This window comes from Polaribacter porphyrae (assembly GCF_002954685.1).
GTDB lineage: Bacteria > Bacteroidota > Bacteroidia > Flavobacteriales > Flavobacteriaceae > Polaribacter > Polaribacter porphyrae.
Genome location: NZ_MSCN01000001.1, coordinates 1,026,653 through 1,042,734, shown reverse-complemented (window position 1 = coordinate 1,042,734; position 16,082 = coordinate 1,026,653). Strand labels below are relative to the sequence as shown.

The following is a 16,082-nucleotide window of genomic DNA, read 5'->3' as shown; positions in this document are numbered from 1 at the left end:
TTTGATTTATAATATGATATTTTATTTGAGTTTAATTTACGAAAATTAGAACTATCTTTTAGCTTTTGCTTTGATGAATTCTGTAATTAATTGAATTCCAAAGCCAGATGCACTTTTCATTTTTGCGAATTGAGAACTGCCAAAAGAAACGCCAGCAATGTCTAAATGCATCCATTTTTTGTGATTTTCTGTAAATACTTCTAAAAATTTTGCAGCATTTATTGCTCCTTCAATTGGTTTTCCATTGAAATTACGCACATCAGCAACGTCAGATTGCAAATCTGCTTCATAGTCTTCAAATAGTGGCAATTGCCAAACACGTTCGTGAACTTTATAACCAATATCAGACATTGTTTTTGCCATTTCTTGGTTTTTTGTAAACATTCCTGCAGCAGCATATCCTAAAGTTCTTACCACACTTCCTGTTAAAGTTGCCAGATCAATTAAATATTCTGGGTTGTATTTTTTGATTACATAATTAATTCCATCAGCTAAAACCAAACGACCTTCAGCATCAGTATCTATAATTTCTATTGTTTTTCCAGAATACGAATTAATTACATCTCCAGGCCTGTAACTATTAGCATCAACTGCATTTTCTGCAGAAGCTACAACCCCAATAATATTGATTTCCAATTCTAACTTTGCCACCAATTCTACAACTCCTAAAACTACAGCTGCACCACCCATATCACTTTTCATATAGTGTAAATTAGTGGATGGTTTTATAGATAATCCTCCAGAATCGAAGGTAATTCCTTTACCAACTAAAGCAATATCAATAGTATCTGTATTTTTTGCTTTGTATTCGTTAATGATAACAACAGGTTTATTTACACTTCCTTTTCCTACTGATAAAACCGCATCAAAACCTTGTTTTTCTAATTGTTTTTCTTTGAGAACTGTACATTTATAACCTGTATTTTTTGATGAGGTTTTAGCCCAATCTCCTAAATATTCTGGAGTTTTAATATTTGGTGGAGCATCAACCAAAGCTTTAATTTTATTGATGGTTTGCCCTGTGAAATAACCTTCTGTTAAAATATTTTGGATATCATTACTTGATGAAAATGAAATTTGTGTTTTTCTTTTTTCTTTCTTTTCAGATTGAAACGCACCAATATTATAGTTTGCCATTTCCAAACCAATTCCGATTTTCAGAATAGTTGTTTCCTCTAAATTGTTGGCATACACTTGAATACTTTCATCCCAATATTTTTGAGCTTCAAAAGCAAACTTATGGAAAGTTGCTTCTATTTGTGATGCATTTTTATCCTCACCCAAACCAACTAAATAAATTCGGTTTCCAGTTTCGCCATAAATCAGTTGATGCGTTTTAAAACTGCCATCAAAATCTGGTTTTGTAATGGGTAAAAACTGTTGGATTGATGCTAAATCATCTTTTTTACAAGGTAAAATAAAATCTTTAGTACTGTCTATATTTTTGATTTGTGTGTATTTCATCATCATTTATTTGTTGTAAAATAACCATTGAATCGCTTTAGGGAATTCCTTACGCCAATGTACTTCAGAATGATTTCCTTCTTCATTTATTGAAAAATGAAAATCAATATGGTATCCTTTTATCATTTTTTCTTTAATAATGCCTCCTAACTTTTTGGCATTTGGCAAATGCTCTTGACTTTCTTTACCACCAGCATATAAATAAATTTTTGCTTCTTCTAATGGCATAAAACTTTTAGTATTATCAAAAATCTTTTTAGAAATCCATAGACTTGGAGAAAAAATCATCAACTTTCCAAAGATTCTTGGAGCAGATAAACCAGCATACAAGCTTATTAAACCTCCCATAGAACTACCACCAATTCCTGTATTGTCAAAATCTGTAAGTGTTCTGTATTTGTTGTTTACGTATGGTAAAAGTTTTTCAATTAAAAACTCTACATAAAATTTTCCTTTTCCATTTCCAAAACGTGGATGATAATAAGGTAAATATTCGCTAATTCTCTGTTCTTCTCCGTGATTTATGGCGATAATAATGATATCAGCTTCTCCTTTTTCAGCTAGTTTAGCTAGAGATTTGTCAATAGCCCAGTCTCCATATTCAGCCATAGGATTGAATAAGTTCTGACCATCCTGTAAATATAAAACTGGATATTTTTTATCATTTTGGTAGTAATCGTGTGGTAAAACTGCAGAAATTTTTCTTGTTGCATTCAAATGCGGAATCTCGTAGGCTTCTTCTATTGTTTCTATAATGGGTTCAAACTCCGTCAATGTCATAAATTCATCATTTTTAAAATGCAAAAATACATTTTTGAAGCTTGATAATGAACAAGAAAATGAACAGTTTTACAGTAAAAGTTACTTCTATTAAAAAAGAGTTTTTAACTAATTTCTGGTAGTACTGTAATATGAATTTTTAAAATGCTTTCGTTTTTATATTTAGATTTTGGTGTGAATACTTTTACTACGAGCATTGTGTTTTCACTAATTAGTTCTTCGCTAATTTTAAAGTTAAACCTATTTGTTTGTTGATGTATTCTTAACGTACCTGCAAAGTGATAAATTTCATATTCAATATCTCTATCTTTAGGATCATTTGCATCAATTAATAATTCATATTCATCACCAACTTTTAGAATTGGTTTTTGGTTAACGCCAGATTTGTTCCAAGTAGTTCCTAAATTATCAGAAACAGTATTAATTGCTAAAAAATAATCGTTTCTATTGTTGTTTTTATTAGTGTAAACAGTGTAACTATTTTTTAAATCTGTAGTGATTCCAGAAAGCATTTCTTCTTGACTTTTAGTTAATGCTCTGCTTTGATTTATACTATTTTTATATTGATTAATTTCCTCGAAAAAAACTAAAAAACGATTCTTGTTTTTAAAAATAGGTTCAAATTTGTCCCAATTTTTGATAATTATAGTTTTTAAATCTAAAAAATCAGAATAATAAATGATTCTTTTTTCAAAGAGAAAACCATCATTTTTTTCTTTTTCAAATTTTCTTTTTTCTAACCATTTTTCTTTTATTTCTTCTGGTATTTTATAATCGCTATTATCAGAAGCACCAAGAATATCAACAATGATTTTTCTTAAAGTATTTTCGTAAGTTTTTATCATTCTAATTTTAAACTAGGGTTATAATTATTTACAAATTAATGTAAAATATAATGTTCTAAAGCTACAAAATATATTTAAAATAAGGTTAGAAAAGTAAAACCTCACATTAATTTTAGTAATTGCGAGGTTTTAATTCATTTATTTTAAACTACCAGTCATATCTTCCGGTTTTACCCATTCATCATATTCTTCTGGAGTAACATAGCCTAAACGTATAGCTTCTGCTTTTAATGTTGTTCCATTTTCGTGAGCGGTATTTGCAATTTCTGCAGCTTTGTAATAGCCGATTTTAGTATTTAAGGCAGTTACTAACATTAAAGAGTTATTAACTAGTTCAGTAATTCTTGTGTGATTTGGCTCAATACCAGCAGCACAATTTTCATCAAAAGATCTACAGGCATCACCAATTAATTGAGCAGATTGTAATACGTTTGCAGCCATCATTGGTTTAAAAACGTTTAGCTCGTAATGACCTTGAGTTCCACCAACAGTTACAGCAACATCATTCCCCATAACTTGTGCACAAACCATAGTCATTGCTTCACATTGTGTAGGATTTACTTTTCCTGGCATTATAGAGGAACCTGGTTCATTTGCAGGGATAATGATTTCTCCAATACCAGATCTAGGTCCAGAGGCCATTAAACGAATATCGTTCGCAATTTTATTTAAAGAAACTGCTACCTGTTTTAAAGCTCCATGTGTTTCAACAAGTGCATCATGTGCAGCTAAAGCTTCAAATTTATTTTCTGCAGTTATAAAAGGTAATCCTGTAAATTCTGCAATGTATTTTGCTACTAAAACATCATAACCAGCAGGTGTGTTTAAACCTGTTCCAACTGCAGTACCTCCTAAAGCTAATTGTGATAAATGTTCTAATGTGTTTTTTAAAGCTTTAATTCCGAAGTTTAATTGAGCTACATAACCAGAAAATTCTTGACCCAAGGTTAGGGGAGTAGCATCCATTAAATGTGTTCTACCAATTTTTACAACATCGTTAAAAGCTTCTGACTTTGCTAGTAAAGTATCTCTTAATTGTTCAATTCCTGGAATTGTATTTTCTACAATTTTCTTGTAGGAAGCAATATGCATACCAGTTGGAAAAGTATCGTTTGAAGATTGAGATTTGTTAACATCATCATTAGGTTGAATGGTTTTTTCGCCCTTACCAATTACTTTTCCTGCAATTTCGTGAGCTCTGTTTGCAATTACTTCGTTCACATTCATATTCGATTGTGTGCCAGAACCTGTTTGCCAAATTACTAACGGAAATTGGTCATCGTGTTTACCTTCTAAAATTTCATCACAAACTTGTGCTATTAAATCTCTTTTTTCAGTTGCTAAAACACCTAATTCACAATTGGTGTAAGCTGCTGCTTTTTTCAAATACGCAAAACCATACACAACTTCTAAAGGCATTGAACCTGAAGGACCTATTTTAAAATTATTTCTAGAACGTTCAGTCTGTGCTCCCCAATATTTATCTGCAGGTACATTTACCTTACCCATTGTGTCTTTTTCAACTCTATATTTTGTCATTTTCTTGATGTATTTAAAGTTATGTAAATTTACAAAATATAGCTTGAAATGCTTGCAATTTTAATGTTGAAAATGCTGTTAAAAACTTTGCTGTTTAATTATGAATTTTTAAATTATTTATCTAATTTTGTATCAATTAAATTTAAAGACCCAATAATGTTAGATTTTTCAGAATTTTCAGGATTAGTTTTATTCATGTTCATTTTTACAGCTGGTTTTTGGTTGTTAATTTTTTTACTAACGTTTGTTGTTCCTTATTGGATTGGAGGTACAATTTGGGAGAATTTTAAATTAAAAAGAGAAGCTAAAAAAGCTGCTGAAGGAAAATAATTCTAGCAGTTCACATAAAATAAAAACTCGTTCAAAATATTGAACGAGTTTTTTTGTGCTATAATGAGTAAGTTAAAACTCTCCTCCACCATCATCATCTCTCTCTTGTCTAATCTTTTTCTTTTTCTGATTGAAACGATATACAAAACTTAATCGTATTTGACGTTCTCTCCATTGAAACTCACTATATTGATCTGTTTCGCCTGGTATAAATAGAGTCGACATTCTTTTTCTACTATTAAAAACATCACTAACATTTAAACTAATTGATGCTTTTTCATTAAAAATATCTTTACTAGCTGCAATGTTCATACTAAAAATACCTTTATTAGAAGTTTGAGCTGCTTGAGATGCACCTCTATAATTAGAATTGATTTGTAAATCAATTTTCGACGGAAGCGTTATTTTTTGATTTAATCTGATAAAAAAAGCGGTATTTTCAAAACTAAAATCTGTGAATTTACCAGAAGTAGGATTTGTGTAATCTCCATCTGTAGTTACATGAAATAAATTAAAATCACTATTGATATTCCATGCTTTAAAAGGTCTATAATTTAAAGTAAATTCAAAGCCTAATCTTTGTTCTAAAGATAAGTTTACTGGAAATCTTCGTAAAACAGGATCATTATTGTCTGTTACATCTCCTGTATTTTCTTGAATAAATTCCCAATTATCATTACTTCTGTTGTAGTACATAGATGTACTCAATGTAAATTTTTCCCAACGTCTTAAATATCCTATATCTAAAGCATCTGTAAAAACAGGATTTAAATCTACATTACCACTAAAAATATTACTTTCACTAGATCTGCTAGGAAAAGGGTTTAGAAAACGACCTCTAGGTCTTCTTATTCTTCTATTGTATCCTAAAGTAATATTTTCTCCATCTCTAAATTCGTAACCTATATTTAATGTAGGGAAAAAGTTTCCATAACTTTTTTTATCTAAAGAGGTTGAGGTTTGTTGTTCGATTTCTATTGATGTATATTCATATCGTAAGCCTGCTAACAGGGAAATTTTATCAAATTTTTGTCCATATTGAAAATAAGCAGCATTAACAAATTCTTTATAGTTGAATGAGTTGTTAAGATTATTGTCTGGAACTAAAGGCGTATTTAAAGTAATTGGTATATCATTACCATTTGCATCTTTATTTATAGCTTCCTCTAAAAAAAAACTGTTAAATATATCTCTATAATTACCTCTATAACCAGCTTCATATTGTATATTTTCACCTACAGAATGTATATAATCTGCTTGTAATAGAAAACGGTTTTCATCTTGATCTTCAATTACTTTTTCTAAATCATTAAGATTATTTGTTTGCGTATTGAACTCATTAATGTTATTCAAAATATCTTCTACCTCTGTTGAATATTGTAGATTAATTGTTAATTTTTTTCCTTTATCATCAAATTTATTTACATAGTCTAGTGTGTATTGTATTCGTTTCTCATCTTCAGCTTCATTTTCAGTTCTAAAAGAAGGATTTTGTAAAATCCCAGAAGAGTCGAAACGTTCAATATTATTTGTATTTACATCATCATCATTACCAATATTATAAACGATATTACCTACAACACTTGAATTATCATTTATATAATATTCAGCTCCAAAACTTGTAAATAAATTTCTACCTAATCTGCCAAAATTTCTTTTTTCTATAATTCTTGCGTTCTCAGTTCCAGAAATAAGGTTTTTTCTATCAATAAAAGAATTTCCTGGTACAGCTCTGTATCTAAAGCCAGTATTTGTAAATAAATTCCATTTTTCTGTTCTCCAGTTTGCATTAAATGCTGCACCATATCTTTCTGGGTAGCCAACATCAAATTGTAATGAACCATTAAAACCAGTAAGTTTATTTTTCCTTAAAATAATATTTAAAATTCCAGCTGTACCTTCAGCATCATATCTTGCAGAGGGTGATGTTATTACTTCTACTTTTTCTATAGCTTCTGCTGGTATTTGACGAAGGGCATCTGCACCATTTAAGCCTACTAAAGCACTTGGTCTACCGTCAATTAAAATGGTAACGTTTTCATTACCTCTTAAACTTACATTGCCTTCAACATCAACTTGAACTGATGGCACGTTTCCTAAAACATCACTTGCATTTCCACCTCTTATTGATAAATCTTTACCAATATTAAATACTTTTTTATCTAGCCTAATATCTACTGTAGTTTTTTCTGCTATGATGACAACTTCATCTAAAGATTTTAAATCTTCCTGAAGAATTATTGTACCAAAGTTTTTATTTACGGATAATACTTGGTTAGGTAATTTTTTAGATTTGAATGAAATAAATTCAAAACTGATATCATAAGTTCCTTGTGGAGTTTTTATATCAAAAAATCCTTTAGCATCTGTTATACCTCCTGAAATTGTTTTTGTTTTTAAATTTTTTAGAACCACAGTAGCATATTCTAAAGGCTGTTGTGTAGTTTTATCAATAACTTTTCCAGTAATTTTTATAGATGTAGGTTTGTTTTTTTGTGAAAGTAAACTTGTAGCTGAACATAAACAAAAGAGAACAATCAAGAATTTTTTTGTCAAAACTAGTTGGTTTTTAGTTTAAGACTGCAAAGTTCTCTTTAAGTTTATTCTGTTCTAGTTAAAAAAAAGTTAAACAAAAATGAAAAAGGCTATTTAGATGATTTCTAAAATACTTTCAGGAGGTCTACCAATAACAGCTTTATTGTTATTGATAACAATTGGTCTTTCAATTAATTTTGGATTTTCTATCATCGCTTTTATGATTTCATTATCTGATAACTCTTTTCCTTTGTAATTTTCTTTCCAAATTTTTTCGTTTTTTCTAACCAATTGAATAGGAGAAATGCCTAGTTTTTTTATTATTACAGATAATTCTTCTGATGAAGGAACAGTTTCCAAGTATTTAACAACTTCGTATTTTCTCCCTGATTCTTCTAAAATAGCTAAACCTTCTCTAGATTTTCTGCATCTTGGATTGTGGTATATTTTTATCATTTTTTTTAGTTTCAAAGTTTCAAAGTTTCAAAGTTTCAAAGTTTTTCATTTTTGAATACTGAATACTGAATACTGAATACTGAATACTGAATACTGAATACTGAATACTGAATACTGAATACTGAATACTGAATACTGAATACTGAATACTGAATACTAACTACTCTTTTGTCCATTCAACATCAAATACGCTTTTAAAAATGGTTGAATATTGCCATCCAAAACAGCATCTACATTACCTGTTTCATGAGCAGTTCTTACATCTTTAACCAATTTATAAGGATGCATTACATAGTTTCTTATCTGACTTCCCCATTCGTTCTTCATTTTGTTGGCTTCAATATCATCTCTTGCAGCTTGTTGTTTTTGTAACTCAATTTCATACAATTGAGATTTTAACATCTGCATTGCTGTTGCTCTATTATCGTGTTGAGAGCGTGAATTTGAGCATTGAATTTGAATACCTGTGGGTTTGTGCGTCAATTGAACTTTAGTTTCTACTTTATTCACATTCTGACCTCCAGCACCACTGGAACGTGCAGTAGTAATTTCTATATCTGAAGGATTAATTTCAATTTCAATAGATTCATCAGCAACAGGATATACATATACAGAAGCAAAACTTGTATGGCGTTTTGCATTGCTATCAAAAGGAGAAATTCTGACCAATCTATGTACTCCATTTTCGCCTTTTAGCCAACCAAAAGCGTAATCTCCAGTAACTTCTACAGTAACTGTTTTAATCCCAGCAGAATCTCCAGCTTGATAGTTGAGTGTTTTTAATTTAAACCCTTGCTTATCAGACCACATTGTGTACATTCTAAACAACATTTCTGCCCAATCACAACTTTCTGTTCCTCCTGCACCAGCAGTAATTTGAATGGTAGCAGACAAAGAATCACCTTCATCAGAAAGCATATTTTTGAATTCGATATCTTCTATAAAACTGCTTAAATTCTCAAATTGTGTTGTAATTTCAGATTCTTCAACCTCACCTTCTTTATAAAATTCATACAAAACATTTACATCTTCATTTAATGTGATAGCTTTGTTATAATCTTCAACCCATTTTTTTTTGAAACGCAATTCTTTCATTACAATTTCAGCTGCTTTTGGATCATTCCAAAAATCAGGATTTGCAGTTTTTTCTTCTTCATTGGCTATTTCTATGAGTTTTTTATCAATCTCTAAATAAGATTTTAATTTCTCAATTCTTGTAGTAATATCTTTAAGTTGATCTTGTGTAATCATAAGCGTCACAAAAATAAATTATTTTTTAGGATTTCAAGTTTTAAAACCAATCCATTATTTCATAGATTTATAGAAAATATTTTAATGATGAAAAAATTACCACTAATTTTATTTTTTATTTCAATTTCGTTCAAGGGTTTTTCTCAATTTTTTACTGAAAAATCTGGGAAAAACCTTCAAAAAGGAATTACAAAATATGAAGGATATTTTACGTTTTATTATGATGAAAATCAAGATAAAATTTACCTTCAAATAGATAAACTTGACACAGAATTTCTTTATGTGCGTTCGCTTTCTGAAGGGATAGGTTCTAATGATATTGGTTTAGACAGAGGGCAATTAGGAGGTGGAGTAGTAGTACACTTTAAAAAAGCAGGAAACAAATTATTGTTAGTGCAACCCAATCAAGATTTTAGAGCAATTACCAAAAATGAAGAAGAAAAAAACTCTGTAAAAGAAGCATTTGCAAAATCGGTTTTACACGGCTTTATCATCAATAAAGAAAAAAAAAGAAAATATTTGGTTGATGCAACCTCGTTTTTTATGAGAGATGCACATGGAGTTGCATCAAGATTAGCAAGAAGTAAGGAAGGAAATTACAGTTTAGATAAAAGTAGAAGTGCCTTTAATTTAGATAGAACCAAAGCATTTCCAAAAAATGTGGAATTTGATATAATGCTTACGTTTAAAGGAACTCCAAAAGGATATAATATTAGAAGTGTAACTCCAGATGCAAGTGCAGTAACAGTTAATCAGCATCATTCTTTTGTAGAGTTGCCAGATAATAATTACAAACCAAGAAAATACGATCCACGTTCTGGTTCTTGGCAAATGAGTTATCAAGATTACTCTACACCTGTAAATGAATCTTTGACAAAACGATTTATTTACAGACATCGTTTGGAAAAGAAAAATCCAAATGCAAAAATATCAGAAGCTGTAGAACCTATTATTTACTATTTAGACAGAGGAACTCCAGAACCTGTAAGAAGTGCTTTATTAGATGGTGGGCGTTGGTGGAACCAAGCTTTTGAAGCTGCTGGTTATAAAGACGCTTTTCAATTTAAAATGTTACCTGAAGGTGCAGATATGTTAGATTTACGTTACAATGTTGTACAATGGGTACACAGATCTACAAGAGGTTGGAGTTATGGAGCAAATATTTCTGACCCAAGAACAGGAGAGATTATAAAAGGTCACGTAAGTTTAGGGAGTTTACGAATTCGTCAAGATTATTTAATTGCTCAAGCTTTGCAAGCACCTTATAAAAATGATACAGTTGATGATAATTTCGCGATACAAATGGCAATTGCAAGAATCCGTCAATTATCTGCTCACGAAATTGGGCATACTTTAGGTTTTTCTCACAATTTTGCAGCAAGCACGAATGGAAGGACTTCTGTGATGGATTATCCACACCCAAAATTTACTTTAAAAGATGGTAAAATAGATTTTTCTAATGCTTATGATGATAAAATAGGTGCCTGGGATAAAGTAACTGTGGCTTATTCATATCAAGATTTTCCTGAAGAAATCAATGAAAATGAAGCTTTAAATAAGATTTTAGAAGATGCTTATGCAAGTGGATTAAAATATTTGTCAGATTCTGATGCAAGACCACAAGGAAGTGCAAGTGCAACAGCACATTTATGGGATAATGGAGGTAATATTCACGATGAATTGTATAACGTTTTAAAAATTAGAAAAAAAGCTATAGCAAATTTTTCTACGGATAATATTAAAACAGGGGAACCTTATTCTGTGTTAGAAGATGTATTTGTACCACTGTATTTTTTCCATAGATTCCAAGCAGAAGCAACTGCGAAATTAATTGGAGGTTTAGAGTATAGTTATGCAGTAAAAGGAGGTAACCAAACTGTAGTAAAACCAATTTCTGGCACTACAGAACGTATTGCTTTGCAAGCTATTTTAAGAACAATAAATGTTAATGAAATAGCAATTCCCAAAGAAAAATTAGCACTTTTTCCTCCAAGAGCCATTGGTTATGGAAGAACTCGTGAATCTTTTAAAAGTAAACTTGGTGTGGCTTTTGATGCTTTTTCTGCGGTAGAAACTGCTTCTGAAATGACCTTGAATTTATTATTGAACCCACAAAGAATGTCAAGATTAATTGCTCATAAAAGTTTAAATAAAAAACAGTTGGGATTAGAAGAGTTGATTGATGAATTGATTGTAAAAACCATTAAGAAAAATCATAAAGACAGCTATCATCAAGAATTACAAAATGTGATTAATGTAAAAGTTTTAGAGCAGTTGTTTTACTTATCAACCTATAAAAACCAATACAAACAAGTAAATGCAATTGTGATTTTTAAGTTGGATGAAATTAAATCAATATTAAAAAACAAAAAATCTGAAAACACACAAAAAATATATGATGCAGCTATGATTAAAATGATTGATGGATTTTTAAAGAATCCAACATCGTTTAAAAAATCAAGAGCACCAAAAATTCCAGATGGTTCTCCAATTGGGAACTAAAAATCCCCTTTGTCTTTCAGACATTTCCCCAAAGGGGAAAATTGAGCAAGTTTATGGTTTAATTTTTTATTTGTCAAAATCTGTGAAATCCGTGTAAAAATTATTCTTATGGATAGAAAAATAATCATCACAGGAACAACTTGCACTGGAAAAACAACTTTAGGTAAAAAACTAGCTAAAGAATTTAATATTTCTCAAATAGATTTAGATGATTTTCATTTTTTACCAAATTGGATTGAAAAAGAGAAAGCTGTTTTTGTAAAAGATGTAATTGCTGAAACTGAAAAACACAAAGAATGGATTGTTTCAGGTAGCTATCAATCTTTATTAAAAGATACTATTTGGCAAGAGGCAACTTTAATTGTTTGGTTAGATTACCCTTTAAGTTTAATTTTGAGACGCTATTTTATAAGAACGTATAGAAGAATTGTTTTGAAAGAAAAATGCTGTGGAGAAAATTATGAAACTTTAAGTAAAACATTTTCAAAAGAAAGTCTTTTTCTTTGGATTTTAAAAACCTATTGGCACAGAAAAAGAAGAATGAAGGATTGGAAAGAAAATGACTTTTCACACAAAGAATGGATGATTTTAAAAAATCCTAAAGAGGAAATAGAGTTGAAGAATTATTTTCTTACAAAAAGTCTTTAATTATTAAAAAACTCCTCAATAACAGTCATAAACTCTTTTTGTTTGTTTTTGGTAATGGGTATAGAAGTATCATCATCTAAAATTACTTGATAACCGTCTTTTTTTATCAATTCTTTTAAATGTCTTAAGTTTACTAAATAGGATCTATGTGTTCTATAAAAGCTCGATTTTAACTTTAATTGTTCTTCAAAATACCCTAGAGGCTTGCAAATTAATTCGAACTTATTATTTGAAAAATATACTTTTGTGTACATTCCATCTGCTTCTAAATAGTAAATATCATCGTGAGAAACAAAAGAAATACCTTTAGGGATTTCTAAAGCAATTTTATTGATAGAAAAATGATTTAACGCATTTTTAATTTCCTTTAAACTATTTCTATGATTGTTATTTTTAATGTTTTTTGAAGCTTTACTAAAAGCAACTGTCAGTTCTTTTTTGTCAATAGGTTTTAAAATATAATCGATTGCAGATAATTTAAAAGCTTTTATAGCATACTGATTATAAGCTGTTACAAATATCAATTGAAAATCGATTGTATCATCATCTAATAATTTGAATATTTCTAAACCAGAATGTTCTGGCATTTCTATATCTAAAAAAACAATATCTGGTTTTGTTTGTTTTATAATTTCAACACCCTCTTTTAAATTACTAGCTTTGTAAATGTTGCTGATTTTATCAGAAAAACTATTTAAAAGTAATTTTTCTAACAGCTTACGTGCTTTGTTTTCATCATCAATTAAAAGAATATTCAGGTTCATTTTTTTAGTTTTCTAATGGTATTTTTACAACAACTTTAGTTCCATTTACACCATTGTTTTCTGTAATATCTGTTGTAATAACTGTAATTTTATTTCTTCTTTCTTTGTTTAATAAATGTAAACGCATATTGTTTGCAGAGGTTGCAAATGAATTGTGTTTCGAGTCCTTTCTTTCAGCAATTTCTCTAGCTTTTTCTCTTCCAATTCCATTGTCAGAAATCTCACAAATTAAATTTTCAGCATTTTTATAAAATTTGATATTCAAGATTCTGTTACTTTTCTTGTGTAATAAACCGTGTTTTATAGCATTTTCTATATATGGTTGAATAAAAACAGACGGAATTAAATAGCTTGAATTTTCTGAAATAGTATCAATAGATAAATAGATTGTTAAATCGTCTTCAAAACGTTCTTTTTCTAGTGATAAATATAGTTTTAAAGCTTCAATTTCTTCGGAAAAAGGCACGTAATTTTTACGACTATGTTCTAAATACAAACGAATTAAACGTGAAAATTTGACTAAATATTCTGATGCTAAATCCTTTTTATTCGATTCTATGTAATCTTGTATTGCAGTAAGTGCATTAAATATAAAATGCGGATTCATTTGCGAACGTAAATTCTCTAAATTTACAGCAATGAGCTGTTTTTCTTTTAAAAGCTGTTTTACTCTTAACTCTTGTTTTCTGTTTTTTTTGATTAACCTGTATTGATATTGATGAAAAACAATGGACGCAATAATAATTATCAGTAGGAAAATAAACAAAGGGTTTTTCCAGAAAGGAATTTTAACTTTAATTAGGATTTTTATAGTTTCAGAGAATAAATCATCTTTATTTTTTGCCCTAATTTTTAAGGTGTAATTTCCAGAAGAAAGACTGTTAAACTCAATATTAGAAGCTTTTTCTTGAAGTGTATTCCAATGAACAGTATTTTCTTTTTTAGATAATGAATATTGATAAGTTATGTTTTTTTCTAATTTAAATCCGTTCGAAAAAAAACTAAAACTAATGTTATTATTATTGTAAGGTAATTTGTAAACATCCTTAATTAGTGTGTCTTTTCCTTGAATTCTTACCTTACTGATATAGAATTTTGGCTTTTTATTCTTTTTAAAAATCTTTTCTTTATTAAAAAGATGAATTTTTTTATCAGATAAAAATACAATCAAACTATCAAAAATTTCAATTTCTTCAATATCATAAGAACTTAAACCATCAGATTTTGTTAAAGACGGGAAATTATTATTGTATCTATCAATAAATTGAATGCCTTTATCAGTTGTAATCCATAGGTTATTATAATCTGCTTTAATCTTAAAAATAGTATTAGAAATTAAATCATTATTTGTATTGAATTTATATTTTAAACTGTCTTTTGCAAACCCTAAAATTCCGTTTTTAGTTGTGCTAATCCAAACCACAGAATCTTTGGTTTGTGTTATTGAAGTAGAGAAAATACTCTTACTATTTAGCTCTATTTCTTTAGGGCGTAACAAACTATCATACTTCATCAATTTATCAATATAACCAACATAAATTGATTTGTTGTAGATGCTGTATAAAGCCAAATTTGCCCTTTTATTTTTTAAATAAGAATCAAATTCAAACTTATTAGTATCATTTTGAGTAACAATTTTTGCGCTTGCATAATCACAGATAAGTATTTTTTTATTAGGTAGTTTTATGATGTTTTTTACGCCACTAAATAATTTAGAACGTATTATATTAGTATTATTTTCTTTTAATAAAAAGGTACTTTTATCACTAGTCAATAAATAAGAATTATTGTTAATTTTACTAGAAATTAATCTTATTGGTTCTTTATTTTTCTTGATGATTTGTGTTCTCTTTTTAGATTTAACGTTTAAATAAGCAACACTTCCGTTTTCTGAACCTATAATTAAAGTGGTGTCGTTTATTTTTTTTAATGCTGATATATTTTCAGCAGTATTAATAATTTTTAAAGCCTTGTTTGGTATTGTGTAAATTCCATTTTTTAAGGTAGTTATCCAATAGTTTTGTTTTTCATCTATTAATAAATTGGTAATAAAATTATCTTTTAAAATAGTTTCTTTAAATGAGAGTTTATCTTCTCTTAATTGATAAGTATGAATTCCATTATTGGTTAAAAACCAAATGTTATCATTTATAAACTTTACACCAGTTATTCTTTTGTTTTTGAGTTTTTTGGGTGTTCTTAATAATTGTTTTTTTTGATTCTTTAAATTGTAGAAATTATAGCTGTCATAATATTTTAGAACTCCAAAAAAATCCTTGTTTAATAAAATTAAACTATTTCTAGTTTCTTCTTTTTTTAATGCTTTAAAAGTGCGTATTTTTTCTACACCATTTTTATGTATTTCATAAATGCAATCTCCAGCATTAAAGATAATTTTATCATTCTTTTTTAAAGGATTACCAATTCTATTTTCGTTAAAAAAAAGTTGTTTTATTTTTTTTGATTTGATGTCAATTTCTAAAACTTGAGAAATGTCAAAAACATAAAGTTTATTTTTATTTATGATAATTGTACCAAGTTGGTATTTTAATTTTTTACCAACATCTAAAAAAGGAATTAGCTTTTTTTCTTCAGTATAGAAAATTTGTCCAGAAATATTTATGCACCAAAGTCTATTTTTATCATCTAAATTTAAATTGAATATTGCTAATCCTTTTTTTGTAGGATGATCGTATTTAAGAAAAGAATCTCCATCAAAACGAAAAAGACCTTTATCTGAAGCAAGCCATAAAAAGGCATTGCTATCTTCTAAAATATCATAAAAAGTAGTGTTTGGTAGATTTTTTAACTTACTTAAATCTATTGTAGCTGGTTGCTGTGCTTCAATTTTAAAAGCTATAATTACAACAAATAGTAAATTAAATAATTGGTTCAACGTGAAATTTATAATCATACCAAAATAAATAAATCCTCTTACAATATTTAAATTGTGAGAGGATTTTTAACA

General features: G+C 28.7%; 12 protein-coding genes. 3 read left to right on the top strand and 9 right to left on the bottom strand.

The features are described 5' to 3' along the window. Window positions 1–51: 51 nt before the first annotated feature. From BTO18_RS04760 to fumC, 4 genes are all read right to left on the bottom strand, one after another. Window positions 52–1,464, bottom strand: a complete 1,413-nt coding sequence (locus tag BTO18_RS04760; protein WP_170063229.1) for a leucyl aminopeptidase family protein — start codon at window positions 1,462–1,464, stop codon at window positions 52–54. A 6-nt stretch (window positions 1,465–1,470) separates the two neighbouring features. Continuing rightward, complete coding sequence (locus tag BTO18_RS04755; RefSeq protein WP_146106881.1) at window positions 1,471–2,268, bottom strand: alpha/beta hydrolase; 798 nt, start codon at window positions 2,266–2,268, stop codon at window positions 1,471–1,473. Window positions 2,269–2,348: 80 nt separating this feature from the next. Continuing rightward, window positions 2,349–3,089, bottom strand: coding sequence for a hypothetical protein (locus BTO18_RS04750; protein WP_105015129.1), 741 nt, complete (start codon window positions 3,087–3,089; stop codon window positions 2,349–2,351). A gap of 138 nt (window positions 3,090–3,227) precedes the next feature. Beyond that, entirely contained in the window at window positions 3,228–4,628 is a 1,401-nt protein-coding gene (fumC, locus tag BTO18_RS04745; protein ID WP_105015128.1) for a class II fumarate hydratase, read from the bottom strand. A gap of 48 nt (window positions 4,629–4,676) precedes the next feature. On the opposite strand from fumC, the gene BTO18_RS17805 reads away from it, so the two are divergent. Then, window positions 4,677–4,958, top strand: a complete 282-nt coding sequence (locus BTO18_RS17805) for a hypothetical protein (RefSeq protein ID WP_105015127.1) — start codon at window positions 4,677–4,679, stop codon at window positions 4,956–4,958. Between the two features lie 72 nt (window positions 4,959–5,030). Here the strand turns inward: BTO18_RS17805 and BTO18_RS04735 are convergent, their stop codons facing one another. From BTO18_RS04735 to prfB, 3 genes are all read right to left on the bottom strand, one after another. Further along, window positions 5,031–7,514 carry a TonB-dependent receptor gene (locus BTO18_RS04735; protein ID WP_105015126.1) on the bottom strand — a complete coding sequence of 828 codons (2,484 nt, stop codon included), beginning with the start codon at window positions 7,512–7,514 and terminating at the stop codon, window positions 5,031–5,033. Window positions 7,515–7,607: 93 nt separating this feature from the next. Beyond that, window positions 7,608–7,949, bottom strand: a complete 342-nt coding sequence (gene arsC / locus BTO18_RS04730) for an arsenate reductase (glutaredoxin) (protein WP_105015125.1) — start codon at window positions 7,947–7,949, stop codon at window positions 7,608–7,610. A 156-nt stretch (window positions 7,950–8,105) separates the two neighbouring features. Then, window positions 8,106–9,200 (bottom strand): peptide chain release factor 2, encoded by a 1,095-nt coding sequence (gene prfB, locus BTO18_RS04725; RefSeq protein WP_105015124.1) that lies wholly within the window; start codon window positions 9,198–9,200, stop codon window positions 8,106–8,108. An 87-nt stretch (window positions 9,201–9,287) separates the two neighbouring features. On the opposite strand from prfB, the gene BTO18_RS04720 reads away from it, so the two are divergent. Both BTO18_RS04720 and BTO18_RS04715 read left to right on the top strand, forming a co-directional pair. Beyond that, window positions 9,288–11,702: a zinc-dependent metalloprotease gene (locus BTO18_RS04720; RefSeq protein WP_105017500.1), complete on the top strand. Its 2,415-nt coding sequence runs from the start codon at window positions 9,288–9,290 to the stop codon at window positions 11,700–11,702. A gap of 108 nt (window positions 11,703–11,810) precedes the next feature. Further along, complete coding sequence (locus tag BTO18_RS04715) at window positions 11,811–12,350, top strand: AAA family ATPase (protein WP_105015123.1); 540 nt, start codon at window positions 11,811–11,813, stop codon at window positions 12,348–12,350. Here the strand turns inward: BTO18_RS04715 and BTO18_RS04710 are convergent. Then, window positions 12,347–13,114, bottom strand: coding sequence for a LytR/AlgR family response regulator transcription factor (locus BTO18_RS04710; protein ID WP_226789004.1), 768 nt, complete (start codon window positions 13,112–13,114; stop codon window positions 12,347–12,349). The genes BTO18_RS04715 and BTO18_RS04710 overlap by 4 nt on opposite strands. A gap of 4 nt (window positions 13,115–13,118) precedes the next feature. Further along, entirely contained in the window at window positions 13,119–16,010 is a 2,892-nt protein-coding gene (locus BTO18_RS04705; RefSeq protein ID WP_211295566.1) for a sensor histidine kinase, read from the bottom strand. Window positions 16,011–16,082 lie beyond the last annotated feature (72 nt).